This window comes from Azospirillum melinis, assembly GCF_013340935.1.
In the GTDB taxonomy this organism is placed as follows: Bacteria; Pseudomonadota; Alphaproteobacteria; order Azospirillales; family Azospirillaceae; genus Azospirillum; species Azospirillum melinis.
The window spans coordinates 24,967-49,032 of record NZ_WHOS01000053.1 but is presented as its reverse complement, the minus strand read 5'-3'; the positions used below and the strand labels follow the sequence as shown (position 1 = coordinate 49,032).

The 24,066-nt window shown below is 68.5% G+C and carries 21 protein-coding genes; 6 read left to right on the top strand and 15 right to left on the bottom strand.

All coding sequences use genetic code 11. The features are described from left to right. The 3 genes from GBZ48_RS27890 to GBZ48_RS27880 form a co-directional block, all read right to left on the bottom strand. Positions 1-872, bottom strand: an 872-nt coding sequence (locus GBZ48_RS27890) for an ABC transporter ATP-binding protein (protein WP_174474014.1), incomplete at its 3' end; no start/stop codon positions are given. A gap of 18 nt (positions 873-890) precedes the next feature. Beyond that, positions 891-2,333, bottom strand: coding sequence for an amidase (locus tag GBZ48_RS27885; RefSeq protein WP_174474013.1), 1,443 nt, complete (start codon positions 2,331-2,333; stop codon positions 891-893). A 10-nt stretch (positions 2,334-2,343) separates the two neighbouring features. After that, the gene (locus tag GBZ48_RS27880) at positions 2,344-3,723 is read right to left on the bottom strand and encodes an aminotransferase (RefSeq protein WP_174474012.1); all 1,380 of its coding nucleotides are present in this window, start codon (positions 3,721-3,723) and stop codon (positions 2,344-2,346) included. 203 nt (positions 3,724-3,926) lie between these two features. On the opposite strand from GBZ48_RS27880, the gene GBZ48_RS27875 reads away from it, so the two are divergent. The 4 genes from GBZ48_RS27875 to GBZ48_RS27860 all read left to right on the top strand — a co-directional run bounded on the left by GBZ48_RS27875 (position 3,927) and on the right by GBZ48_RS27860 (position 8,028). Next, positions 3,927-4,880 carry a transketolase gene (locus tag GBZ48_RS27875; RefSeq protein WP_209798392.1) on the top strand — a complete coding sequence of 318 codons (954 nt, stop codon included), beginning with the start codon at positions 3,927-3,929 and terminating at the stop codon, positions 4,878-4,880. After that, positions 4,877-5,884: a transketolase family protein gene (locus GBZ48_RS27870; protein WP_209798393.1), complete on the top strand. Its 1,008-nt coding sequence runs from the start codon at positions 4,877-4,879 to the stop codon at positions 5,882-5,884. The genes GBZ48_RS27875 and GBZ48_RS27870 overlap by 4 nt, the downstream gene beginning before the upstream one ends. A gap of 59 nt (positions 5,885-5,943) precedes the next feature. After that, entirely contained in the window at positions 5,944-7,257 is a 1,314-nt protein-coding gene (locus tag GBZ48_RS27865; protein WP_174474011.1) for an aspartate aminotransferase family protein, read from the top strand. 93 nt (positions 7,258-7,350) lie between these two features. Then, positions 7,351-8,028 carry a GntR family transcriptional regulator gene (locus GBZ48_RS27860; protein WP_174474020.1) on the top strand — a complete coding sequence of 226 codons (678 nt, stop codon included), beginning with the start codon at positions 7,351-7,353 and terminating at the stop codon, positions 8,026-8,028. A 42-nt stretch (positions 8,029-8,070) separates the two neighbouring features. Here GBZ48_RS27860 and GBZ48_RS27855 read toward each other — a convergent pair whose 3' ends face one another. The 7 genes from GBZ48_RS27855 to GBZ48_RS27825 form a co-directional block, all read right to left on the bottom strand. Next, a complete protein-coding gene (locus GBZ48_RS27855; protein ID WP_174474010.1) occupies positions 8,071-8,817 on the bottom strand; it encodes an SDR family NAD(P)-dependent oxidoreductase in 747 nt (248 codons plus the stop codon). Beyond that, the gene (locus tag GBZ48_RS27850; RefSeq protein WP_209798395.1) at positions 8,814-9,629 is read right to left on the bottom strand and encodes an ABC transporter permease; all 816 of its coding nucleotides are present in this window, start codon (positions 9,627-9,629) and stop codon (positions 8,814-8,816) included. The genes GBZ48_RS27855 and GBZ48_RS27850 overlap by 4 nt, the downstream gene beginning before the upstream one ends. 41 nt (positions 9,630-9,670) lie before the next feature. Further along, on the bottom strand, positions 9,671-10,921 hold the full coding sequence (locus GBZ48_RS27845; protein ID WP_174474009.1) for an ABC transporter permease: 1,251 nt from the start codon (positions 10,919-10,921) through the stop codon (positions 9,671-9,673). Positions 10,922-10,946: 25 nt separating this feature from the next. Next, entirely contained in the window at positions 10,947-12,005 is a 1,059-nt protein-coding gene (locus GBZ48_RS27840) for an ABC transporter substrate-binding protein (protein ID WP_174474008.1), read from the bottom strand. A 78-nt stretch (positions 12,006-12,083) separates the two neighbouring features. Beyond that, positions 12,084-13,127, bottom strand: coding sequence for a polyamine ABC transporter substrate-binding protein (locus tag GBZ48_RS27835; RefSeq protein WP_174474007.1), 1,044 nt, complete (start codon positions 13,125-13,127; stop codon positions 12,084-12,086). 128 nt (positions 13,128-13,255) lie between these two features. Next, positions 13,256-13,696 carry a hypothetical protein gene (locus GBZ48_RS27830; RefSeq protein WP_174474006.1) on the bottom strand — a complete coding sequence of 147 codons (441 nt, stop codon included), beginning with the start codon at positions 13,694-13,696 and terminating at the stop codon, positions 13,256-13,258. A 160-nt stretch (positions 13,697-13,856) separates the two neighbouring features. After that, complete coding sequence (locus GBZ48_RS27825) at positions 13,857-14,798, bottom strand: LysR family transcriptional regulator (protein ID WP_174474005.1); 942 nt, start codon at positions 14,796-14,798, stop codon at positions 13,857-13,859. A gap of 158 nt (positions 14,799-14,956) precedes the next feature. Between GBZ48_RS27825 and GBZ48_RS27820 the strand changes: the two genes are divergently transcribed. Then, positions 14,957-15,952, top strand: coding sequence for an MBL fold metallo-hydrolase (locus GBZ48_RS27820; RefSeq protein WP_174474004.1), 996 nt, complete (start codon positions 14,957-14,959; stop codon positions 15,950-15,952). A 31-nt stretch (positions 15,953-15,983) separates the two neighbouring features. Here the strand turns inward: GBZ48_RS27820 and GBZ48_RS27815 are convergent, their stop codons facing one another. From GBZ48_RS27815 to GBZ48_RS27795, 5 genes are all read right to left on the bottom strand, one after another. Next, positions 15,984-18,338 (bottom strand): glycoside hydrolase family 31 protein, encoded by a 2,355-nt coding sequence (locus GBZ48_RS27815; protein WP_174474003.1) that lies wholly within the window; start codon positions 18,336-18,338, stop codon positions 15,984-15,986. Continuing rightward, positions 18,335-19,378: an ABC transporter ATP-binding protein gene (locus tag GBZ48_RS27810; RefSeq protein ID WP_174474002.1), complete on the bottom strand. Its 1,044-nt coding sequence runs from the start codon at positions 19,376-19,378 to the stop codon at positions 18,335-18,337. The genes GBZ48_RS27815 and GBZ48_RS27810 overlap by 4 nt, the downstream gene beginning before the upstream one ends. Beyond that, positions 19,379-20,434, bottom strand: a complete 1,056-nt coding sequence (locus GBZ48_RS27805) for a carbohydrate ABC transporter permease (protein WP_174474001.1) — start codon at positions 20,432-20,434, stop codon at positions 19,379-19,381. Beyond that, the gene (locus GBZ48_RS27800; protein WP_209798396.1) at positions 20,431-21,462 is read right to left on the bottom strand and encodes a carbohydrate ABC transporter permease; all 1,032 of its coding nucleotides are present in this window, start codon (positions 21,460-21,462) and stop codon (positions 20,431-20,433) included. Before GBZ48_RS27800 ends, GBZ48_RS27805 begins: the two co-directional genes overlap by 4 nt. A 63-nt stretch (positions 21,463-21,525) precedes the next feature. Next, positions 21,526-22,809 carry an ABC transporter substrate-binding protein gene (locus GBZ48_RS27795; protein WP_174474000.1) on the bottom strand — a complete coding sequence of 428 codons (1,284 nt, stop codon included), beginning with the start codon at positions 22,807-22,809 and terminating at the stop codon, positions 21,526-21,528. A gap of 183 nt (positions 22,810-22,992) precedes the next feature. Between GBZ48_RS27795 and GBZ48_RS27790 the strand changes: the two genes are divergently transcribed. Continuing rightward, positions 22,993-24,054 (top strand): LacI family DNA-binding transcriptional regulator, encoded by a 1,062-nt coding sequence (locus GBZ48_RS27790; protein WP_174473999.1) that lies wholly within the window; start codon positions 22,993-22,995, stop codon positions 24,052-24,054. Positions 24,055-24,066 lie beyond the last annotated feature (12 nt).

The window sequence follows — 24,066 nt, the reverse complement described above, 5'->3', positions numbered from 1 at the left end:
AGCCGGACCCGCTCGGGCCGCAGGGACACGGTGACCGCCGCCCCCGCCTCCAGCCCGGCGGCGACACGGGTCCGCACCACCGGGCCGCCCTCCAGCCGGACGGTGCCGCTGTCGCCCTGCCGGTCGGCCAGCACGCCGGACAAGCGGTTGTTCTCGCCGATGAATCCGGCGACGAAGACGGTTGCCGGCTGCTCGTACAGTTCAGCCGGTGTCGCCAGCTGCTCCACCCGGCCGCGGTTGAAGACGGCGATGCGGTCTGACATGGTCAGCGCCTCCGCCTGATCGTGGGTGACATAGACCATGGTCACGCCGAGGCGCTCATGCAGATGCTTGATCTCGAACTGCATGTGTTCCCGCAAATTCTTGTCGAGCGCGCCCAGCGGTTCGTCCATCAGGACCAGATCCGGTTCGAACACCAGCGCCCGCGCCAGCGCCGCCCGCTGCTGCTGTCCGCCCGAAAGCTGGGAGGGGCGGCGCTGCGCCAGCGCCCCCATCTGCACCATGTCGAGCGCACGGGCCACCCGCCCCTCCGTCTCCACCCTCCCCATCCGGCGGACCTTCAGCGGATAGGCCAGATTCTCGACGATGGTCATGTGGGGGAACAGCGCGTAGTTCTGGAACACCATCCCGATGTTGCGGCGGTGCGGCGGCACATTCTGGATCGGCTTGCCGGCCACGCGGATTTCGCCACGCGACGGCGCTTCGAACCCGGCCAGCATCATCAGGCTGGTGGTCTTGCCGGAACCGGACGGCCCCAGCATGGTCAGGAACTCCCCCTTCGGGATCGACAGGTCCAGCCCCTCGATCACCAGAGTGCGGCCGTCATAGCTTTTCTGGACGCCGGAAAACTCCACAAAGCCCTGTTGTTCCATGATCTTAACCCTCCGGGATCAGGCGGCGTGGACGGGTGGGCGGCGATGCCGCCACGGACGGGCGGCCTCCAGCTGGCCAGCGAGGCGGAACAGCGTCGCCTCGTCCCCCACCCGTCCGGTGAATTGGGAACCGACCGGCAGTCCCTCGGCGGTCCAGGACAGCGGAACGCTCATCGCCGGCAGGCCGGCCATGTTGGCGAAGGTCGTGAAGGCCAGGAACTGCATGAAGCGGTCCATCACCGCCTCGCCGCCATGCAGCCCGGCATCGAAATGGCCGAGCTTCGGCGGCGGCGAGCCCAGCGTCGGCGTCAGCCAGACGTCGTAGCGGTCCAGGAAGCGCCCGAGGATGCGGGAGAAGCCGTGGAACCAGCCGAGATCCGTCACGTAATCCGCCGCAAGGATGCGGCTGCCGCGTTCGAACAGATGACGGTTGAAGGGCTCGACCTCGCCGGCCAGTTCCACGGGGGAACGGTTGGTGGCGCGGCCGATGCTCCACAGGCTGCGCGTCGCCGTCATCGACCAGAAGCGGCGATAGGCCGACTGGTACTGTTCCGCATCGAACACCGGTGCCGTGACTTCGACCTCATGCCCCAGCTCGGCGCAGAGACGTGCGGTGTCGCGCACCGCCGCCACGCATTCCGGATCGACATCGGTGCCCAGCAGCGACCGGTCGGTGACGGCGATGCGCAGCCGTCCCGGCTCACGGCCGACCTGCGACAGGAAGCTCTCCGGCGGCGGCGATGCGCTGTAGGGATCGCCAGCCATCGGCCCATGGGTGGCATCGAGCAGGGCCGCGCTGTCGCGCACGGTCATCGTCACCACATGCTCGTTGACGATGCCGCCCAGGCTGTCGCCCAGGTCGGGGCCCATGGTGATGCGTCCCCGCGTCGGCTTCAGCCCGAACAGGCCGCAGCAGGAGGCCGGGATGCGGATGGAGCCGGCACCGTCGCCGCCATGGGCCGCCGGCACCATGCCGCCCGCCACCGCCGCCGCGGCGCCGCCGCTCGACCCGCCGCTGGAGCGGGTGATGTCCCACGGGTTGCGGGTCGGGCCGAACAGCGCCGGCTCCGTCGTGCCGAGGGTGCCGAATTCGCACAGGTTGGTCTTGCCGACCGGCAGCAGTCCGGCCCGGCGGTAACGCGCCATCAGCTCGCTGTCATGGTCGACGACGGCCCCGGCCATCAGGCGGGAGGCGCCGGTGGTCGGCGTGCCGCTGACATGGCAATAGAGATCCTTGATCAGGAAAGGCACGCCGGCGAAGGGTCCGGACGACGCCTCGCCACGCGCCAGCGCGGCGCGCGCCCGATCGTAGAGCGGCAGGATCACCGCGTTCAGCACCGGGTTCACCGCCTCGATGCGGGCGATGGTGGCGTCGAGCAGGTCGGCGGCAGAGATTTCGCCGTCGCGGATCAGGCGGGCCTGCTCAATCAGATCGAGATGGGGCAGATCGAGATAGGTCATGACGGTCCCCTCAGGCAGCGAGGCTGTCGCGGGACAGCGCGTCGGCGACATCGTCCAGCGCGGCGCGCAGCCGCTCCACCAGCGCGTCGATCTGGTCTGGTTCGATGACGTAGGGCGGGCAGAGCGCGATGTTGTCGCCCATGTTGCGGATGATCGCGCCATGGGCGAGGCAGCGCCGTTCCACCTGCGCACCCACCCGCAGGGCAGGGTCGAAGTCGCGGCCGGTGGCCGGATCGGCGGTCAGGCCGATGCCGGCCAGCAGGCCGACACTGCGGATTTCCCCGACCAGCGGATGCCCGGCCAGCGCCTCGTCCAGCGCGGCGCGCAGATGGGCGCCCAGCCGGCGGGCGCGGCCGACCACGTCGATCTCGTGATAGATGCGGATCGCCTCGGTCGCGACCGCCGCCGACACCGGGTGGCCGGAATAGGTGAAGCCATGGCCGAAGACGCCGACCTCCGCGCTCTGGTCGGCGACCGCCTGATAGATGCGGTCGCTCAGCGCCACCGCGGCGATGGGGATGGCCCCCGACGACAGCCCCTTCGCCATCGACATCATGTCCGGCAGGAAGCCGAAGGTCTGGCTGCCGAACCAGTTGCCGGTGCGGCCGAACCCGCAGATCACCTCGTCGGCCAGCAGCAAGATGTCGTGGCGCGCCAGCACCGCCTGGATTTTGGGGAAATAGGTTTCCGGCGGCAGGATCACCCCGCCCGCCCCCATCAACGGTTCGGCGATCATCGCCGCAATGCGGTCGGCGCCCTCCGCCTGGATCAGGGCCTCCAGCTCGGCGGCGAGCCGTGTCGCGTAGTCCTCCTGGCTTTCGCCCAGCCCGGCATGGCGGGCATGGTTGGGGCAGGCGGTGAAGATTACGCCCTGGTCCGGCAGGTTGAAGGCGCGGTGCATGTGCGGCAGGCCGCTGAGCGCCGCCCCCATCACCGTGCTGCCATGGAAGGCGCCGGTGCGGCTGATGATCTTGCGCTTCTCCGGCCGGCCGCGCGCGGCGTTGTAGTACCAGGCCAGCTTCACCATGGTGTCGTTGGCTTCCGACCCCGAATTGGCGAAGAAGATCCTGCCGCCCCTGATCGGCGAGATGGCCGAAATCGCCTCCGCCAGCGCCACGCAGGCGTCGTTCGTGCGGTGGTTGAAGGTGTGGTAGGTCGCCAGCGTCCGCATCTGGCGGGCGGCGGCATCGGCCAGCCGCGCCTCGTCGAAGCCGAGCGACGCGCACCACAGCCCGGCCATCCCCTCGATGTAGCGGCGGCCGGCGTCGTCCACGACATGGACGCCATCGCCCCGCACCAGGGCGAGCGGCCCGCGCTCCTCATGGGCACGGGCATTGGTTTGCGAATGCAGATGCAGGTCGATGTCCAAGGCACGAAGGGCGTTGGTCATGGGATCGGCTCATCCTGATTGCGGGAACTGGGTAGGGGGAGCGTCGACGGCGTTCCGGCCGCGGATTGCGTCGGAAAGAGCAGCAACGTCGCGCTTGCCATTCCCGACTTGTATCTTATAAGTTATAAGTTGTCGAGGGCAATTCGGCGCGCCTTCGCACCCCGCCGCTCACGCACCAGCGCCGATCCGCTGACAGGAAGACCATGCCAACCACCGCCACCGCCGCACCGGCGCCCGATCCCATGGGCGCTGAACGGACCCTGATGCCTGCCCCTCTGACACCCGAAACCATCGCCCATCTGGAGGAGCGCGCCCGCCATGTCCGACTGGAGACGATCCGGCTGATCGCCATCGCCAAGGTCGGCCACTATTCCTCGACCTTCTCCTGCGCGGAGCTGTTCGCGACGCTCTATTACGACGCCATGCGCCTGCGGCATGGCGAGCCGCGCTGGCCCGACCGCGACCGCTTCCTGATGGGGAAGGGCCATGCCGCGGTCGGGCTCTACCCGCTGCTGGCCGACTGGGGCTTCTTCCCGAAGGAACTGCTGGACGGCTACACCCGGCTCGGCAATCCGCTGGGCGACCATCCGGACATGACCAAGGTGCCGGGGGTGGATTTCAGTTCCGGCTCCATCGGGCATGCCCTGTCCGCCGGGCTCGGCATGGTGATGGGCGGCCGGATGATGAACAGGCGCTTCGACGTCTATGTCATGCTCGGCGACGGTGAGATGCAGGAGGGGCAGGTGTGGGAAGCGGCGATGGCCGCCGCCCACCAGAAGGCCGGCAACCTGATCGCCATCGTCGACCGCAACGGATACCAGCTCGACGGCCAGGTGGACGAGGTGATGGGGATCGAACCGCTGGCCGGCAAATGGCGCGCCTTCGGCTGGGAGGTGCATGAGGTGGACGGCCACGACGTCGCCGCCCTCGCCACCCTGTTCCGCCGGTTGAAACAGGACAGGACGCGCGAGAAACCCGCCTGCATCATCGCCAGGACGTTGAAGGGCAAGGGCGTCGGCTACATGGAGCGGGAGGCCGGCTGGCACCTCGGATATCTGGCGCCGGAGGACGAGGCCGCCGCCATCGCCGAGATCATGGGCCAGCCCGCCAGCCCCGCCATCCCCCGCGAAGCCGCCGCCCAGGGAGACGCCCGATGACCGCCCCGATGACCGTTACCGACACCCCGACCGGACCGGTGAACCCCGGCAGCTGGCAGTATCGGCAGCTCAACTCCCGCGCCCCCGGACTGTCCTACCTGTCGGACGCGCTGTCGGCTTTGGTGGCGGACGGCCATCCGGTGATGGCCGGGACCGCCGACCTGCAATATTCCAACGGCCTCGCCCGCTTCGCCGCCCGCCATCCCGACCGCTTCGTGCAGTTCGGCATCTCGGAACAGAACATGGTGTCGGCGGCGGCCGGCATCGCCACCACCGGGGTGATGCCCTTCGTGGCGACCTTCGCCTCCTTCCTCGGGCTGTTGTGCTGCGAGCAGATCCGCATGGATATCGCCTACTCCGCCCTGCCGGTGCGACTGATCGGCCATCATGCCGGCATCGCGCTCGGCTTCTACGGCACCTCGCACCATGCGACCGAGGATCTGGCGATCATGCGCTCCATCGCCGGGCTGACCGTGGTCAATCCGGCGGACGGGCCGCAGTTGGCCGCCGCGATCAAGGCATCGGCCGACCACCCGGAGCCGATCTATTTCCGCATCGGCCGCGGCCAGGAGCCGAACGTCTATGAGGACCTTCCGGATTTCCAATTCGGAAAGGCCATCGAGCACGAAACCGGCAGCGACCTGACCGTCATCGCCTGCGGCACCATGGTCCACCCCTGCCTTGAAGCGGTCCGCGCCCTGCGGGCCTCCGGCCTGTCGGTCGGGCTGATCGACATGCACACGATCAAGCCGCTGGACCGCGACGCCGTGCTGGCGGCGGCCGAACGCTCCCGCGTCATCCTGACGGTGGAAGAGCACAATATCCTCGGCGGCCTCGGCGGTGCCGTGGCGGAGGTGATGGCGGAGGCCGGCACGAAGGCGCTGCTGATCCGCCACGGCATCCGCGACGAATACAGCCTGATCGCCCCGCCGACGCACCTCTATCGCCACTACCAGCTCGACGCCGCCGGCATCGAGACGGTCGTCCGCGACATCCTGGCCTGACACCGCCGGCCGGGACGGGCGATTCCGGCTCAGTCCCGGCGGTACCACAAGGACCGACCATGCCCAACAAGACCGACAACGCCGCGCTCACCGCGCGGGCGCGGGCCGTCATGCCCGGCGGGCTGCTCAGCCCCAGCCGCCAGCTGGCCCACCCTTACGTCTTCGTCCGCGCCGCCGGGCCGTACCTGTACGATGCCGACGGCAACGAGCATGTCGACTATCACTGCGGCTTCGGCGCCAACATGCTGGGCCACTGCGCCGCCGCCGTGCGCGACCGCGTGACCGCGGTATCCGAGCGCATCGACCTAATCGGCGCCGCGGCGCTGGACCTGGAGATCGAGGCGGCGGAAACGCTGGTCCGCCTGATCCCCTGCGCCGACCGGGTGGCCTTCTGCAGCAGCGGGTCGGAGGCGACCTACCATGCCCTGCGGCTGGCCCGCGCCGCCACCGGGCGGCGCACCGTCATCAAGTTCCAGGGCGGCTATCACGGCTGGCACGATTACGTCGCCATGAACGTGCAGTCGCCCGCCGACCGCATCGGGCGGTACGACCCGGTGTGCGACGGCATCCTGCTCGACGCCGCCCGGCACACCATGGTTCTTCCCTACAACGACGCCCAGGCGTTCGAGGATTACCTGACCGCCCATCCGGGCGAGGTCGCCGCGGTGATCGTCGAGCCGATCGCCCACAACATGGGATCGGTGATCGCCCATGACGCCTTCCTGCGCGACCTGCGCCGGCTGACCGCCGACCACGGCACCGTGCTGATCTTCGACGAGGTCATCACCGGCTTCCGCCACGCGCTGGGCGGCTACCAGTCCATCGCCGGGGTGACGCCCGACCTCGCCACCTTCGGCAAGGCGGTGGCTTCCGGCCATCCGGTCGGCATCCTGGCCGGCCGCGCCGATTTGATGGAGCGGCTGGCACGGACCGGCGAGGGGGCGGTCTTCATGGGCGGCACCTTCAACGGCACGCCGCCGTCGCTGGCGGCCCTGCTGGCGACCATCGGCGAACTGGAGCGGCCGGGCACCTACGAGCGGCTGTTCGCGCTCGGCGACCGCATGCGGAACGGCCTGTCCGCCATCGTGGAACGGCTGGGGATCCCGGCGCAGCCGGCCGGCTACGGTTCGGTCTGGCTGCTCTATTTCTTCCAGGGCGCCTTCCAGCGCTACGAGGATCTGCTGCGCAACGACAACGCCGCCGACCTCGCCTTCCGCCGGCGTCTGGTGGAGCAGCGCTTCATCTTCCAGCCCCTGCCGCTGAAGCGCCTCTACCTGTCGACCGCCCATGACGAGGCGCTGATCGACCGCACGCTGGACGCCATCGCCGAAACGTTGCAAGCGCTGCATCCGGCGATGCGGGTCGGCGCCTGACTTTCTGTGTTATAGCTTATAGGACGGCAGGGGGCGACGCCGCGGCATCGCCTCCTGCCGTTCGTCCGTGTGTGAGGAGATGACGTCGTGCGAATGCAGCCGATCGAACCGAGAAACCTGTCGGCGCGGTCCTATGTGGCGGTGCGCGAAGCGCTGATCGCCGGGAGCTTCAAACCGGGCCAGCGGCTGGTCATGCAGGATCTGGCGGACGAGCTGGGCACCAGCATCACGCCGGTGCGCGAAGCCTGCCTGCGGCTGGTCAGCGAACAGGGTCTGGAACTGCGGTCGGGCCGCTTCGTCTGCGTGCCGGGGCTCAGCCTGTCGCGCTATCTGGAAATCCGCACCATCCGCATTGCGCTGGAAGGTCTGGCGGCGGAGATCGGCGCCGCCCACGCGACGGCGGCGGACATCGCCCGGCTGACCGAGGCGCATGCCCGGTTCGACGCGGCGGAGCGCGCCCGCGATGTCGCTGCGGCGCTGCAGTACAACCGCGACTTCCATTTCACCGTCTACCGGCTGTCGGGAATGGAGATGCTGGTCGGCCAGATCGAAAGCCTGTGGGTGTCGATGGGACCGATCCTGAACGTGTTCTACAACGAGGTCGAACACGACGATTATGCCGGTGCCGACGAGCATCTGGCCCTGATCGCCGCACTCCGCGCCCATGACGGCCCGGCGGCGCGGGCCGCCATCGAACGCGACATCGTCCGCGGCGGCGAGAGCCTGGTCCCCTATCTGGAAAAGCTCGGCCAGTCCCTGACGCCGGCCTGACCCTGGCGCCGGCCTGACCGGCGCCAGGGTGCAGTCCCTTTCTCAATCCTCGTCCAGACCGCGCGGCGTGCGCATGCCGGCGGTCTCGCCGCCGTCGATGGTCAGCACGGTGCCGTTGACATAGCTCGACCGCTCCGACAGCAGCCACGCGACCGCGTCGGCGACCTCTTCCGGCGCGCCGAAGCGGCCGGCGGGGATGCGCTGTTCCAGGCGGCGGCGCTTGATCGCCTGCGTCTTGATGCCCTGCATCATGCGGGTGTCGATCTGGCCGGGGCAGACGGCGTTGAAGCGGACCTCGTCGCCGAACTCCAGCGCCAGCGCCTGGGTCATGCCGATCACCGCCGCCTTCGACGCGCAGTAGATCGCCAGCCCCTCCTCGCCGATCTTGCCGGCGACCGAGGCGACATTGACAACCGCCCCGCGCGCCGCGCGCAGCCCCGGCAGGGCAAGGCGGGTGAACAGGAAGGCACTGCGGGCGTTCACCGCCATCACCCGGTCCCAATCCTCCACCTGCGCTTCGGCGAAGGCGACGCGGCGCGACATGCCGGCATTGTTGACCAGCCCGTCGATGCGCCCACCGCCAAGCTCCATCGCGCGCCCGACCGCCAGGGCGCAGTCGTCGGGCGAAGCGACGTCGCCCTGCTGGAAGACGGCCCCCGGACAGCGGCCGGCAAGGTCGGCGCCGGCCGCCTCGTCCCGGCCGGTGAAGAGGACGGTTTGCCCCTCTCCGGTCAGGCGCGCCACACAGGCGCGGCCGATGCCGTGCGTGCCGCCGGTAACGATGATCATGCGTTGCTCCCGGGCTTTGAACCGGTCCCCCGCCCCAGCCGGGTGAGGAGAACCATGAAGATGACGGTGGCGCCGACCAGCAGGGTCGACATCGCCAGGATGGAGGGGTCGATGGTGTCGCGGATGCCGTCGAACATCTGGCGCGGCAGGGTCCGCTGCTCCGGCCCGCCGATGAACAGCGCCACCACCACCTCGTCAAAGGAAAAGATGAAGGCGAACAGGCCGCCCGACAGCACGCCCGGCAGGATCAGCGGCAGCGTCACCGTGAAGAAGGCATGCACCGGCGAGGCTCCCAGACTGTAGGCCGCCCGCACCAGGGTGGTGTCGAAGTTGCGCAGCGTCGCCGTCACCGTGATGACGACGAAGGGCGCGCCCAGCACCGCATGCGCCAGGATCAGCCCGGCATAGGAGGCGGTCAGGCCGATCCGCGCGAACAGGAAATACATGGCGACGCCGCTGATCACCACCGGCACCACCATCGGCGCGATCAGCAGGCCGAGCAGGAATGAGCGTCCCGGCAGGTCGTTGCGCGCCAGCCCCAGCGCCGCCAGCGTGCCCAGAACCGTGGCGAGCGCCATGGCGCCGGTGCCGACGATCAGGCTGTTGCGCAGTGCCGGCAGCCAGGGGCCGGAGGCCGCCAGCACCTTGTCGTACCATTGCAGCGACAGGCCGGGGATCGGGTAGGACAGGAAGCCGGCGGAGCTGAAGGAAATCGGGATGACCGCCAGGATCGGCCCCACCAGGAAGACCATCATCGCGCAGCAGAAGGCATAGTGGAGAACACGGGTCGGACTGGGCATGGGTCTGGACATGGGGGTTCGGTCTCTCTTGGCTGCTTTTGGAAGCGGGGACCTCACTGGATGCCGGCGATGCGGCCGACGCCGATCAGGCGTCCGACCGTCGCGTAGAGCAGCATGATGCAGAGGAGCAGGATCGCCCCCAGCGCCGACGACAGGCCCCAGTTGATGGTGGTGTTCGCGTAGTAGGCGATGAAATAGCTGGTCATCTGGTCGCGGGCGCCGCCGACCAGGCTGGGCGTGATGTAATAGCCGACGCCGATGATGAAGGTCATCAGGCAGCCCGCCCCGACGCCCGGCAGCGTCATCGGCAGATAGACCTTGAGGAAGCCGACCGCCGGATGGGCACCCAGCGAGGCCGAGGCCCGCATGTAGGAGGGCGAAATGCCCTTCATCACGCTGAGGATCGGCAGGATCATGAAAGGCAGCAGGATGTGCACCATCGCGACATAGAGGCCGAAGCGGTTGAACACCAGTTCCAGCGGCGCATCGACGATGCCGAGCCGGGTCAGCAGCCCGTTCAGCACGCCCTCCTTCTGCAACACCACGATCCAGGCGCTGGTCCGCACCAGCAGCGAGGTCCAGAAGGGCAGCAGCACGCAGACCATCAGGACCGACGCGAAGCCGCGCGGCAGGCTGACCAGCGCATGGGCGAGCGGAAAGCCCAGCACAAGGCACAGGAGCGTGGTCACGAAGCCGATCCACAGGGTGCGGCCCAGCGTGTCGATGTAGATGCGCTCCTCCGCCGGAGCCCGCAAGATGGATCCACTGTCGTCCATCCGCAGGTCGAGCGCCGTCAGCAGGTAATAGGGCGTCAGCGGCGGGCTGGCCCGGCGCAGCGCCGCCCAGGTGGCCGCTTCCCCCCAGCGCGCGTCGATGCCGGTCAGTTCCGCCGCCCAGCCCGCCTGCGGCCGGTCGATGGAACGGACGGCGCGCGCGGTCTTGGCCAGCAGCGCGCGGTAGCCGGCGCGCTCGTAATTCAGGCGCCGGCTCGCCTCGCCCAGGCGGGGCTCGCCATGGGCGGCCTTCAGGTCGCGGGCCAGTGCCGCATAGGCGCTTTCGGGCGGCAGGCCCTCGCCGGTCCAGCCGCGCATTTCCGCGGCGACGCCGGGCAGCGCCCCACCCACCTCGCCATTCTCCACCGCATGGACCAGCATGCCGCCCAGTGGCAGCACGAAGACCAGGGTGAGGAACAGGACCAGCGGTGCGATCAGCAGCGCCGAGACCATGCGGGCCTTCGCGCGCGACGACAGGGACGGCGGCGCCAGCGCCGAAGTCCCATCCAGAGTTTCCGTGGTGCTTGCCATGCGCGTCATCGCTCCGTCCCGCCGGTCATCGGGATCGCCAGTTGGCGAAGCGCGCTTCCAGCGCCTCGCCATGGTCGGCCCAGAAGGCGGTGTCGAGCGGGACCGCCAGCTGGAAATTCGCAGGGTTCGTCGGCAGGTCGGCGGCCAGCGCCGGGTCGATGCCGAGGTTGGCCCTGCGGTTGGTCACGCCATAGGCGATGTGGCTGGGAAAGCGGGCCTGCACCTCCGGCCGGCTGGCGAAGGCGATGAAGCGCTCCGCCGTGGCGCGGTTCTTCGCCCCCTTCGGGATCGCCCAGTAATCGACGCCCAGCACCTGCCCGTTCCAGGCGAGCGCGAAGGTCCGCCCGCTCCGGTTGGCCGCCGTCACCCGCCCGTTGAAGGCTGCGGCCATCGCCACGTCGCCCGAAGCCAGCCGCTCGATCGGCTCGGCGCCGGAGGTCCACCACAGGATGTCCGGCTTGAGCCTGTCGAGCGATGCGAAGGCGCGGTCCACCCCGGCCGGCGTCGCCAGCAGCCGGTAAACCTCGCCGCGCGGCACGCCATCGGCCAGCAGGGCGATCTCCAGCGTCATCTTGGCGGTCTGGCGCAGGCCGCGTTTGCCCGGCCAGCGCTGCACGTTCCAGAAATCGGCCCAGCTTTGCGGACCGTCGGCGATGCGGGAGCGGTCGTAGGTCATCACCATCGACCAGACGAAGGCGCCGACGCCGCATTCGCTGTAGGCCTCGTCGATGAAGTCCCGGCGGTCGCCGACGCCCGCCCAGTCGATCTTCTCGAACAGCCCCTCCTCGCACCCGCTGGGCAGGCTGTTCTGTTCGACCTGCAACACGTCCCAGCTGACGCTGCCGGTGTCGACCATGGCGCGGACCTTCGCCATCTGGCCGGAATAGGAATCCTCGGTCAGCTGCACTTTTTCGGCATCGGCGAAGGGGCGGAAGAACACCGCGCGCTGGGCGTCCTGCAGCACGCCGCCGGCGCCGACGACGGTCAATTGTCCGGTTTGTGCGGGAGATTGCGCCAGGGCCGGCGCGGACCAAAGTCCGGCCGCCAGCGCGCATCCGATGATGCGCGTTGCGTAAAGCGTCATGACTCTCACCTGTTCAGGAGTTGTTTGCGGCGGGTTCCGCACCCGGTCCGCCCTGCGCCCGGTCCGGTGAACCCGGATCTATTGGGCGACCCAGCGCTCGAAACGCTGCTGCAATTCGTCTTCGTTGTTCACCCAGAAGGGCGTGTCGATCATCAGCGCGCCGGCCATGTTCTGGGGAGCGGTCGGCAGGTCGGGCTGGATTTTCGGATCGATCAGGGCGGAGGCACGGCTGTTGGTGACGCCGTAGGGGATCGTTTCGGCAAAGCGCTTCTGCGCCTCCGGGCTGGTCATGTAGGCGACCAGCTCCCTGGCCGCTGCCAGCTTGTCGGTGCCCTTGGGGATCGTCCAGTAATCGGCGGAATAGAGCTGCTGCGACCACAGCATGGTGAAGGAACGCCCGTCCTTGTTGGCGGCGGCGACCCGTCCGTTGTAGGCCGACGTCATGACGACATTGCCGGCGGCCAGCCATTCCACCGGCTGCGCGCCGCTGACCCACCAGCGGATGTGCGGCTTGATCCGGTCCAGCTTGGCGAAGGCACGGTCCACCCCGGCCTTGGTGCCCAGCGTCTCATAAAGCTTGTCGGGGGCGACGCCGTCGGCCAGCAGGGCGATCTCCAGCGTCATGCGCGCCTGCTTGCGCAGGCCGCGCTCGCCCGGCCAGCGCTTGAGGTCCCAGAAATCGGCCCAGGATGTCACGCCGGGGGTCTTGGCCGGATCGAAGGCCAGCACCTTCGACCAGACGAAGGCGCCGACGCCGCAGGGCGCCTTGACCTGCGGCAGGATGTCGGCGGCACCGGGCTGGCTTTTCCAGTCGAAGGGTTCGAGAAGCCCCTCGTCGCAGGCCAGCGTCATCTCGTTCTCGTCCATCTGCAGGACGTCCCAGGTGACCGTCCGCGACTGGTTCATCGCCTTCAGCTTGGCGATGCCGCCAGTATAGGATTCCTCGATCAGCGGCGCGCCCGACCGTTTGGCGAAGGGCTCGAAATAGGCGGTGCGCATCGCATCCTGCAACGATCCGCCGAAGCCCACGACGGTCAGGTCGCGCGCATGCGACGACCCGGACGCAATCAGCATGGCGAACAGAATGGACGCGCCAAGGCGCCCTGCCCGTCTCGTTCTCATCCGACCCTCCTCACTTGGATCCCGGAAATTGTGTGGAACCCGGAAGGCCGGCGGCATTCCGCCGCACCGGTCCATCCGATGCGGCAATCTTATAAGTTATAAATTACCTGTCAAGGCGGGCGATTCGATTAGTGCGCCGTTTGGTGAAACGCGGCGCCGACCGCCAGCAGGCCGGCGATCAGCAGGAACTCCACTCCCCTGACCGACCCGGCCATCTCGGCCGGCAGTTGCAGGATCAGGCCATAGGCGGCGACCGGCATGAGGACCGCCAGCGCCACGGCACTCCCAAACCTGCGCAACGCCACCAGAACCGCACAGGCGATGGCGGCCAGAAGGGAACCGGCGGCCATCGGATGAGCCGGGATCAGGTCCGGCGCGCTGTTGCCGAGCTGGCCTGCAATCGACAGCAGATGGTTCCCCAGCCAGCCGAGGAGGCGCTGGTTGCCCGACGGCATCATCAGCAAATCCAGCACCCCGCGGACGACGGAGCAGCCGGCGCTGTGAAGCTTGCAGGACAGGGTCGACAGGGTGTCGCTGGCGGTGGAGCAGAGGGAAGTGGATTGGCTCATGACCCGCGTCCTTGGATCCGTGTGGGAGATCGGGATCAGGCCGGACGCGAACGGAATGCCGTGCCGGTCAATGCAAGGACGCTAACCGTTCTATTGCAGGCGATAAACAAACGGAGCTGAAGAAGACTGTTGCGTAGATCGGAACGACGGCAAGTGCCGCTCACCCCTCCGCCGCGTTCCAATGGTCGGCGCCGTCCCCGAGATCGATGCGTGTCGCCAGGAAATCCAGAAAGGACCGCACCTTCGGCGGCTGAATCCGCCCACCGGGGAAAACCGCGTGCAGATCGACATCCGATCCTTTCCAGCCGTCGAGCACCCGCCGCACCTGACCGGCCGACCGGTAGGATCGCATGGCGAAGTCGGTGGCGAGCACCAGCCCGCCGCCGGCCAGCAGCGTCGGGACCAGCATCTCCGGATCGTCGGCCGACATCACCGGGTCGATGACCGCATCCACCCCCTCTCCCGGCTGGTCCCCGTCGGTGCCAAACAGCCGCCAGGCAAAGCCCGAGGGACGGCGGGCGGTCATGTTCGCCAGCGTCAGATGGCGGATCAGCGCGTCGGGATGGGCCGGCAACCCATGGGCGGCACAATAGGACGGTGCGGCATAGACATGGCGGTGCAGGACGCCCAGCTTGCGCGCCGCCATGCTGGAGTCCTGCAACGTCCCCATGCGGATCGCCAGATCGATGTCCCGCGCCACCAGATCGAGATTCTCGTGGCTCAGCACCAGATCGATGCGGACATCAGGATAGCGGCTCCGGAACTCGGGCAGCAGCGGTGCGATGACCTTCATTCCGAAGGATGGCGGGGTGGTGATCCGCAGCCAGCCCCGCGGCGCGTCACGAAGCTGGGCAACGGCGCTTTCCGCCTGCTCCAGCTCTTCGGCGATCCGGCGGCAGCGGTCGAAATACACCGTCCCCGCTTCCGTCAGCCCGATGCGGCGGGTGGTCCGGTGCAGAAGCTGAATGCCGAGCCGCTGTTCGAGATCGCGCACCTTGCGGCTCAGCGTCGTCTTGGGCAGCCGCAGCCGCCGGGCGGCCTTGGTGAAGCTGCCCTCCTCCACGACCTTGACGAAGGCAATGGTGTCGTTCAGGTCCTGCATCCGCCACCCGGCGATTGGATCGGTTTCCGGCACAATGTTGACCGAGCTCGACGGGTAATCAAGCCCGCCGTCCGGTGCTAACTGGTGGGCATGCGCAGCGGCGGAAAACCTCCACCGCCGCGGCATCCGATATCCGGACCGTTCCAAGGACAGGCAGAATGAAACCGCACATGCTCCTGCTGGCCGCCGGCCTGCTGTTCGCAGCCATCCCGACGGGCCATGCCACCGACAGATCCCCCGACAAGCCCGCCGGCCACACCACCGCACAGTCCATTCCACAATCGGCGGCCCAACCGTCCGAAGCCGGACTCTACCGCTTCACCGTCGGCGACCTGCGCATCACGGCACTCAGCGACGGCACCTTGCCGCTCGGCATCAAGCCGCTGGTGAAGGGACTGCCGCCGGACCGGATCGACGCGCTGCTGTCCGAGCGGTTCGAGCGCGATCCGCTGGAAACCTCCATCAACGCCTTCCTGATCGACACCGGATCACGCCTGCTGCTGGTCGATACCGGCGCCGGCCAGCTGTTCGGACCTTATGGCGGCAAGCTTCCGCTCAGCCTCGCCGCCGCCGGCTACCGGCCCGATCAGGTGACCGACATCCTTCTCACCCACATCCACACCGATCATTCCGGCGGACTGACGCTGGACGGGCGGATGATGTTCGCCAACGCCACCGTCCATGTCGGCCAGCCCGACATCGACTTCTTCCTCAACCGCGACAACATCGCCAAGGGATTGCAGCCCCGCCTCCATGACGAGGCGGTCGCCACGGTCGGCCCCTATCTCAAGGCCGGCAAGGTGAAGCCCTTCACCGAAAAGTCGGAAATCCTGGCGGGAGTCACGGCGATCCCCACCCCCGGCCACACCCCCGGACATGCCTTCTACCGGGTGACGAGCCGGGGCGAGACCATCGAGTTCTGGGGCGACATCATCCATGTCGGGCCGGTGCAGTTCCGGCATCCGGACGCCACCGTCGCCTTCGACATCGACCAGGATGCCGCCCGCGCCCAGCGCCGGGACCGCTTCGCCGAGGAGGCCGACAGCGGTCAGTTGACCGCCGCCGCCCATCTCAGCTTCCCGGGCCTCGGCCGGCTGCGGCGCGACGGTGACGCCTATCGCTGGGTGCCGGTGGAATACCGCAACCGGCAGTAAGACATCGCCCCCGCCCCGGCGACGCGGAGGTTCAAGCCTCCAGCGTCAGCGCGGCCCCCTCGACCGTGCCGGGCCGCAGCTGCGGTCCGCCCACGCTGTGCAGGCGCAGGCTGCGCCATGCCGGCTGGTAACCGCCGGCCGCCTTGGCGGAGACCACCACGGCATCACCCTCGCGCACCGCGGTGAAGCTGGTCGCCAGCCCGGCGCCGTCGCGCCAGCCGGTGGTGTCGCCGTTGTCGTCATAGAGCAGGGCCGTGGCGCCCTCCACGTCGCCATAAGCGACCAGTTCACGCTCCGTGTCCGTCGCCGGATCGATGCGCAGCCCGGCGGCCCCCAGCGGCAGCAGGGCACCGGACCGGACGAACAGCGGTGCGCGGCCGAGCGGGGCCGCCACCGTCGCCACCGCTCCACCCGGATGGTGCGTGCCGTCGTGGAACAGGTACCAGCCGCCGGGATTCTCCGGCAGCCGCACCGACCGGCTGTCCGCCCCCGGCTCCAGCACCGGCGCCACCAGCAGGTCGGGGCCGAGCATGAAGGCGTCCTCCGTCGCGACCGCGCCGGGATCGTCGGGGAAGCCGTAGAAGAGCGGACGCACCACCGGCTCGTCCGCCTCCGCCGCCCGCCACATCTGCGTGTAGAGATAGGGCATCAGGCGATAGCGCAGGCGGATCGCCTCGCGGATCGGATCGATGACCTCCGGATGCATCCACGGCAGCGTGGTGATGCCGTCGCTGTTCCAGCTGTTCATCATGAAGCGCGGCCAGAAGGAACAAAACTCGACGAAGCGGCAGAGCAGCTCCGGCCCGGGACTCGGCCCGTGGAAGCCGCCGGTGTCATGCCCGATGTCGAACATGCCGGACAGGCTCATGTTGAGCCCCTGGGTCAGGTTGAAGCGCAGCGTCTTCCAGGCGGTGGCGTTGTCGCCCGACCAGGTCTGGCCGTAGCGCCACAGGCCGGCCGGGCCGCCGCGGGTGATGGTGTAGGGCCGCTTGTCCGGCGCCCAGGCGGCCTGCGTGTCGTAGGCCAGCTTGGTCATCAGCAGCGCCTGCGCCGGCCGCGCCAGCGTCTGGGGGAAGGGACGGCCGTCGCCGGCCGCCACGGCATCCTCGTCCCAGATCTCGTACTCGTTGTTGTCGTTCCACACCGACACCATGCCGGGGGTCAGCAGCGCCGTCTCGATCCCGTTGCGCCACCAGTCGCGGGCCTTGGCGTTGGTGAAGTCGAGATGGTAGCCCAGCCCGTCCCAGAACTGCGCCACCGCCGGCTTGCCGGTCTCGCCGTCAGTCACCAGCCCGCCGACCCCGGTCACCTCCGACAGACGCGGATGGTCGTCGAGCAGGCAGGGCTTCAGATTGGCGACCGGATGCAGCCCGGCGGCATTCAGCTTGGCCAGCGTCGCCGCCGGATCGGGGAACTTGTCGTGGTTCCAATGGAAGGCGTAGCGCCGGCCGCCGATCATGGTGTAGCCGGAGCCGAAATGGAAACTGTCGCAGGGGATCGCATGCTCGGCGCAGCGGTCGACGAAGTCGGCGATGCGGGCGTCGGCATCGGCGGCGTCGGCGATGGCCATCGAGGTGGTGGCGAAGCCCAGCGTCCATTTCGGCCCGAAGGCATGGCCGCCGGTCAGGCGCGAGAAGGCGCGCACCACATCCGGAACGCCGGGGCCGGCGAAGACATAGGCGTCTAGGTCACCGTCGTCGGCACGGTAGGAGCGGAACAGCCCGTGGTAATTGTCGATGGTGGCGCCGACATCGATCTCGGCGGTGGCGAGATTGTCGTAATAGACCCCGTGCGCCCCCGTCGGTCCGGCGACCAGCAGGAACGGAATCATCTTGTAGAGCGGGTCGCTCAGTTCGGCATCGAAGCCGCAGGGATCGACCGCATCGACGCGGAAGCGGCGGCCGGTGCGGTCCAGCGGACCGGCCTTGTCGCCCAGCCCGTAATGCCGTTCGTCCCCGCCGCGCTCGACGAAATGCGAGAAGGCATGGGTCTGGCGCGACACGAAATAGGCCTGGGTACGGCGGTCCTGAAGGAAGGGCACCTCCTCCCCCGCCCGGTACCAGGCGACGCCGAAGGGCTCCAGCGTCACGACGGCGCGGAGCGTCGCCCCCTGCAGCGTGACCGTGCCCTCGCCTTCCTCAATGTCAGCCGACGGACAGGCGAAGCCGCTCAGATCGTCGCGGTCACGGCCCTCATAGGACGGATCGCTGCCGCCAGGCGCCACCGACCAGCCGCGGTCGAGGCGGTAGCCGCCGTTGCGCCGCATCAGGATGCGGCCGACATCGTCCTCGACGAAACCGATGCGCAGATCGACGCCATGGTCGAGTTCGAACAGGGCATAGATGCCGTCACGCCCGCGGAAACGGGCTCGGGTCAGGGCCTTCATGAATGGCTCCGGGCGAGAAGGGGTTCGGGACGGCAGGCGAGGCCCGCGGCGTCGAAACGGTGGAGATGGTCGCGGCTGAACCGCACCGGCAGCAGGTCGCCGCGGACAAGGCGGCTCTGGCCGTCGCAGCGGATGGTCAGCGGGATGTCGTTCGGAGCAGCCGCATAGAGGAAAGTCTCACCGCCGAGCTGTTCGACGAGGTCGATCCGCACGGTCAGGTCGGCCTCGGCCTCCTGGCAGGGTTCGACATGCTCCGGCCGGATGCCGAGCGTCGCCGCCGGGCCGGCCGCCTCGCCCCGCACCAGCTCCGTCGGCAGCAGGTTCATCCGCGGCGAGCCGATGAAGCCGGCGACGAAGAGGTTGGCCGGGCGGTTATACAGTTCCAGCGGCGTGCCGATCTGCTCGATCCGTCCGCCGTTCAGGACGACGATGCGGTCGGCCAGCGTCATCGCCTCGACCTGATCGTGGGTGACGTAGATCATCGTGCCGCCGATCTCTGCATGCAGGGCGGCCAGCTCCTTGCGCGTCGCCACCCGCAATTCGGCGTCGAGATTGGACAGCGGCTCGTCGAACAGGAAGATCTTGGGATCGCGCACGATGGCCCGGCCGATGGCGACGCGCTGGCGCTGGCCGCCCGACAGGGCGGCGGGCCTGCGCTGCAGATAGTCGGTCAGCCGCAGCATGCGGGCGGCGCGGTCCACCCGCGCCGCGATCTCCGCCTTGGCGATCCCCATATTCTCCAGCGCGAAGCTCATGTTCTGGTGGACGGTCATGTGCGGATAGAGCGCATAGGACTGGAACACCATCGCCAGCCCGCGGTCCGACGCCGCGGTCCGCGTCACCTCCGCCCCGTCGATGCGGATGTCGCCCGCCGTGACCGTCTCCAGCCCGGCGATGACGCGCAGCAGGGTCGATTTCCCGCAGCCCGACGGGCCGACGAAGACCACGAACTCGCCGTCGGCGATGCTGAGGTCGATGCCCTTCAGGACGGCGGTGCTGCCATAGTCCTTGCGGATGCCGCGAAGCTCCAGTCCGGCCATTTATTTCATCCCCGTATTCGCGATGCCGCTGGTGATGAAGCGCTGCAGGAAGGCGAAGACGAGCGCCACCGGCAGCAGGGTCACCACGGTCATGGCGAGCAGATAATGCCACTGCGTCTGCAGCTCGCCCTGGAAGGCGTTGAGCGCGATGGGCAGCGTGTGAACCTCGGTCTTGGTCAGGACGGCCAGCGGCCACAGGAACTCGTTCCAGCGCCACATGACCGAGAAGATCGCCAGAACCGCCAGCGCCGGCATCGACAGCGGCATGACGATGCGGGCGTAGATGCGCCACTCCGACGCCTTGTCCATCCGCGCCGCCTCGATCAGGTCGCGCGGGATGGTCAGCATGTACTGGCGCAGCAGGAAGACGCCGGTCGGGGTGGCGGCACCCGGCAGGATCACCGCCCACAGCGAGTCGACGAAGCCCAGCTTGGTGACCACCAGATAGACCGGCGCCAGGACGATGGTGATGGGGATCATCAGCGTGCCGATCACCCCCAGCATCGCCACCGACTTGCCGCGGAACTCATAGACGGAGAGCGCATAGGCGGCCATCGAGTTGATGATCAGCGTGATGACGGTCGCCACCACGGTCACCACCAGCGAGTTGCGCAGGAAGCGCAGGAAATCGAACTGGGTCAGCGGGTCGGTGTAGTTCTCGACCGCCAGCGCCATGTGGCGCACCGGCGTCCGGCGGTCGGCCGGCACGCGGATCGTCTGGGCCGGTTCCTTGGGATCGACCATCTGGGCGACGATGCCGACGCGGCGGACCTGCGCCAGTTCGCGGACCGAACCGTCCTCCATCGTCACCCGGAACAGCGGCAGCGGCTGCGGATAACCCGGAACCGACACCTCGCTCTGCGCCATCGGCAGCAGCGACGGCGGAAATTCCAGCAGGGCCGCCGGCGTCTTGAAGGACGACAGCGCCAGCCAGGCCACCGGCCCGAACATCAGCAGCACGCCCAGCGCCAGATAGGCATAGCTGGCGACATCGGTCCAATGCCAGGAGGCACCGCCCCGACGGGCCAGGAGCAGGTGGCGGAGTTTTCCGGTCATGATGCCCTCCGCCGGGTCAGGAAAAGCTGGATCAGGGTCAGGACGAACAGCACGGCCCCCAACAGCACCGACGCCGCACCGGCCAGACCGAAATTCTGCACCTGGTTCGCGAATGCGGTGGTGTAGATGTACTGGACGACCATCATCGTCGCCGTGCCAGGACCGCCGCCGGTCAGCACGAACACCTCGTCGAACACCTGCACCGAGCGGATCAGCACCAGCACCAGCACGACCAGCAGGTTGGGCCAGAGCAGCGGCAGCGTGATGCGGTGGAAGACCCGCCAGGGGCGGGTTCCGTCCATCTCCGCCGCCTCGTAGACGTCGCGCGGGATCGCCTGAAGGCCGGCCAGCAGGATCAGCGTGTAGAAGCCCATATGGGCCCACACCGAGACGAAGACCGACCAGAACATCGCCCAGCCGGGATCGACGAAGAACAGGATCTTCTCGCCGCCCGCCGTGGTCAGCACCGCGTTCAGCAGGCCGTCACGCTGCAAAATCCATTTCCAGATCAGCGCGACGACCACCGGCGACAGCAGGACGGGGAAGAAATAGACCGCCCGGAAGAAGCCGCGGCCGCGGATGGGACGGTTCAGCACCAGGGCGGTGACCAGCGAGAACAGCACCATCGCCACCATCTGGAAGACGGTGAAGGTCAGCGTGTTCCCCACGCCGCGCCAGAACAGATCCTCCCGGCAGCTCGCGGCTTCCAGATAGGAGCCGCAGTCGAGCAGGCGGGCGTAATGCTCCGACCCGACATAGGGCCGCTCCGCAGGGAACAGACCCGTTCCGCCCGTCACCGAGAAGACGATGTTGATCCCGATGGGCAGGAAGACGAACAGCCCGAAGAAGACGAGGTTCGGCAGCAGGAAGACATAGGGCATGCGCGCCGCGCCGATCAGGCGCTGGACCGCCCGCATCGGCGGGTCGGTCAGCCGCATCAGGATGTTGGCGCTGCCCGTGGTGACGGCAGCCGCGGCGGCGGACGGACCGCGCGCGGGGGCGCCGTGCGATCTCATGGTATCGGTCATATTCCACCACCCAAGGTTGGGGCCCGGAATTGGGGGCCCAGGGTTGGGAGCGAAAGCCGGAAGTTACTGCTTCTTTTTGCGCTCGGCGATCTGCTGGGCGACGTCGGCGGAAATCCGCTGGTAGGCGTCGTCCAGGGTCGTTTCACCGACCACCACCTGTCCCAGGCGGCTGATGGCGGCGTTGAAAACGATGCGGCTGCTGGGATCGCCCTGGATGCGGTAGGCCACCGGATCGAGCTTGCCGACCGCATCGCCGAACACCTTCAGCGCGGATGCTGCCTGCGGCGAGGCCGACTTGTAGGCGATGCCCTTCTTGGCAAGGCCGATGTGGCCCGGCACGAACAGCGTGCGCGCATAGAACTCGTTGGCGACCTCCTCGCTGGCGAGATAGTCGAGCAGGCGTCCGACCTCGGCCGGATGGCTGCTGGTCTTCAACGCGACGAGCGCGGCACCGCCAGGCATGCCGGAGCAGTTGGCCGGGCCGCAGGGCGTCGGCACCGCGATCCAGTCGAAGGCGTCGCCGATGGTCTTGTCGAACTGCGCGGTCTGCCAGGATCCCGATTCGTAGAAGACGACCTGCGCGTTCTTGAATTCCTCGTTGGCGCCGCGATAGGCGGTGCCCGACACGGCCCCCCACAGCTCCGTAGACATCACGCCGGCCTTGTGCCAGTCGACGACCAGCTTGGCGGCGCGCTTGAACCCGTCATCGACCGGCTTCAGCTCGCCGCCGGTCTCGGCCATCTGCGCCCCTTGTGAAACGGCAAGGCCGAAGAAACGGTGGCCGGAGCGGTCGAAGGCGACCGGGAACGGCGCCTGCACCTTGTCGGCGACCGCCTTGGCGGCCTTGGCCCAATCCTCCCAGGTGGCGTTGGCGCCCGGCATGGCGACGCCCGCCTGTTCGAACAGCGTCTTGTTGACGAAGGGGCCGGTCACCGTCAGCTGCGTCATGTAGCCGGGGATCGCGGTGGTGTTGCCCGGTACCCGCATCCATTGCAGAAACGGCCCGTAATTCTGCTCCCAATAGGCGGCATCCTTCACATGGGCGCGGACGTCCATCAGGTAGGGGGCGAGGCCGCCCATGTCGGTGATGCGGGCCAGATCCGGACCCTGGCCGGAGGCCAGCTGCACCGGCAGAGTCTCGTTGATCGCCTTGAAGGGCACCTGGTCGAGGACGACCTTGACGTCCTTGTTCTTCTCCTCGAACCGGCGGAGCAGGTCGTTCATGACCTCGCCCTCGTTGCCGTCCGAGTACCACATGATGCGGAGCGTGGTTTCGGCCTGGGCGCCAGCGGCCCCGAGGATCGACAACGCCAGCGCACAGCCGGCCATCCATGCTGCCTTCTTCATTGCGTTTCCTCCTGTGGGGTCGCTTGCGGACCCTTGGTCGGTCCCTGTCCGGACCTGTTTTCCTGCCGACACCGGCAGCTCGACGCAGGCCGGAATTGCCCGGCTCCGCTCTTCGTCCTTGAACATGGCAAACGTTTGCCTAAACTGTCAACGGCAATGTTCGCTACACAAACGGAGGGGGTCATGAACGATCGGCGTCGGGAACCGGGACAGGCCTCCGGCCAGACATCCGGACAGACGTCCCTGGCCGACATCGCGGCCGAAGCCGGCGTATCCGTCTCCACCGTCTCGCGCATCGCCAACGGCGATCTGGGGCGGGCATCGGCGGCGACGGTGGCGAAGGTGCAGCGTCTGATCGCGGAGCGCGGCTATCGTCCAAACCCCGTCGGCCGCAGTCTGCGCGGGGGCGACAGCCGTCTGGTCGCCATGCTGGCGCCCAATCTCGACAACCCGGCCATGGCCGCCATCGCCGCGTCGACGGAGGCGGCCCTGCGCGCCGCCGGCTATGTGATGATCCTGTGCGACACCCACGACCGTCCCGACCTGCAGGACGAGTATCTGCGCGCGATGCGCTCACGCTTCGCCGAAGGGTTCATCGTGGTGAGCGCGGTCGCGAGCCCCGAACTGGAGGCATCGCTGGACCGGCGCGAGCCGATCGTCTTCGTGAACCGGCGCAATCCCTATGGCGGCGGTCCCTTCATCGGGATCGACAACAGGCAGGCGGGCGCCGACGCCGCCGACCATCTGCTGGCCTGCGGCGTGCGCGCCCCGGCGGTCATCCACCCGGCGGACCTGTCCTCGACCATCCGGGAACGGGTGGAGGGATTTCTCGACCGGTTGGAGGAGCGGCGGCCTGGCCTGACGGTCCGCCGCTGCGACGGGCCGGGCGGCAACCATCTCGATTGCGGCTACGCCGCCGCGAAACGGCTGACCGCCGACGGCGGCTGGCCCGACGGCATCCTCTGCCCCAGCGACCTGATGGCCTACGGCCTGTTCCGCGCCGCCGGCGAGCAGGGCGTGCGCATCCCGGACGACTGCCGCCCGGTCGGCATCGACGACAACGACCTCAACGACTGGATCGCCCCCTGGCTCAGCTCGGTCAAGATCCCCTACCAGCGGTTTGGCGACGCCATCGTGACCAGCCTGCGCGACCTGCGGGCGGGAAACAGCGTCGGGGAGGTGCTGCTTCCCCACCGGCTGGTCCGCCGGCAGAGCGGACCGGCGATGGCCGAAGACCCGGCATAGCCGGCCCGGCTA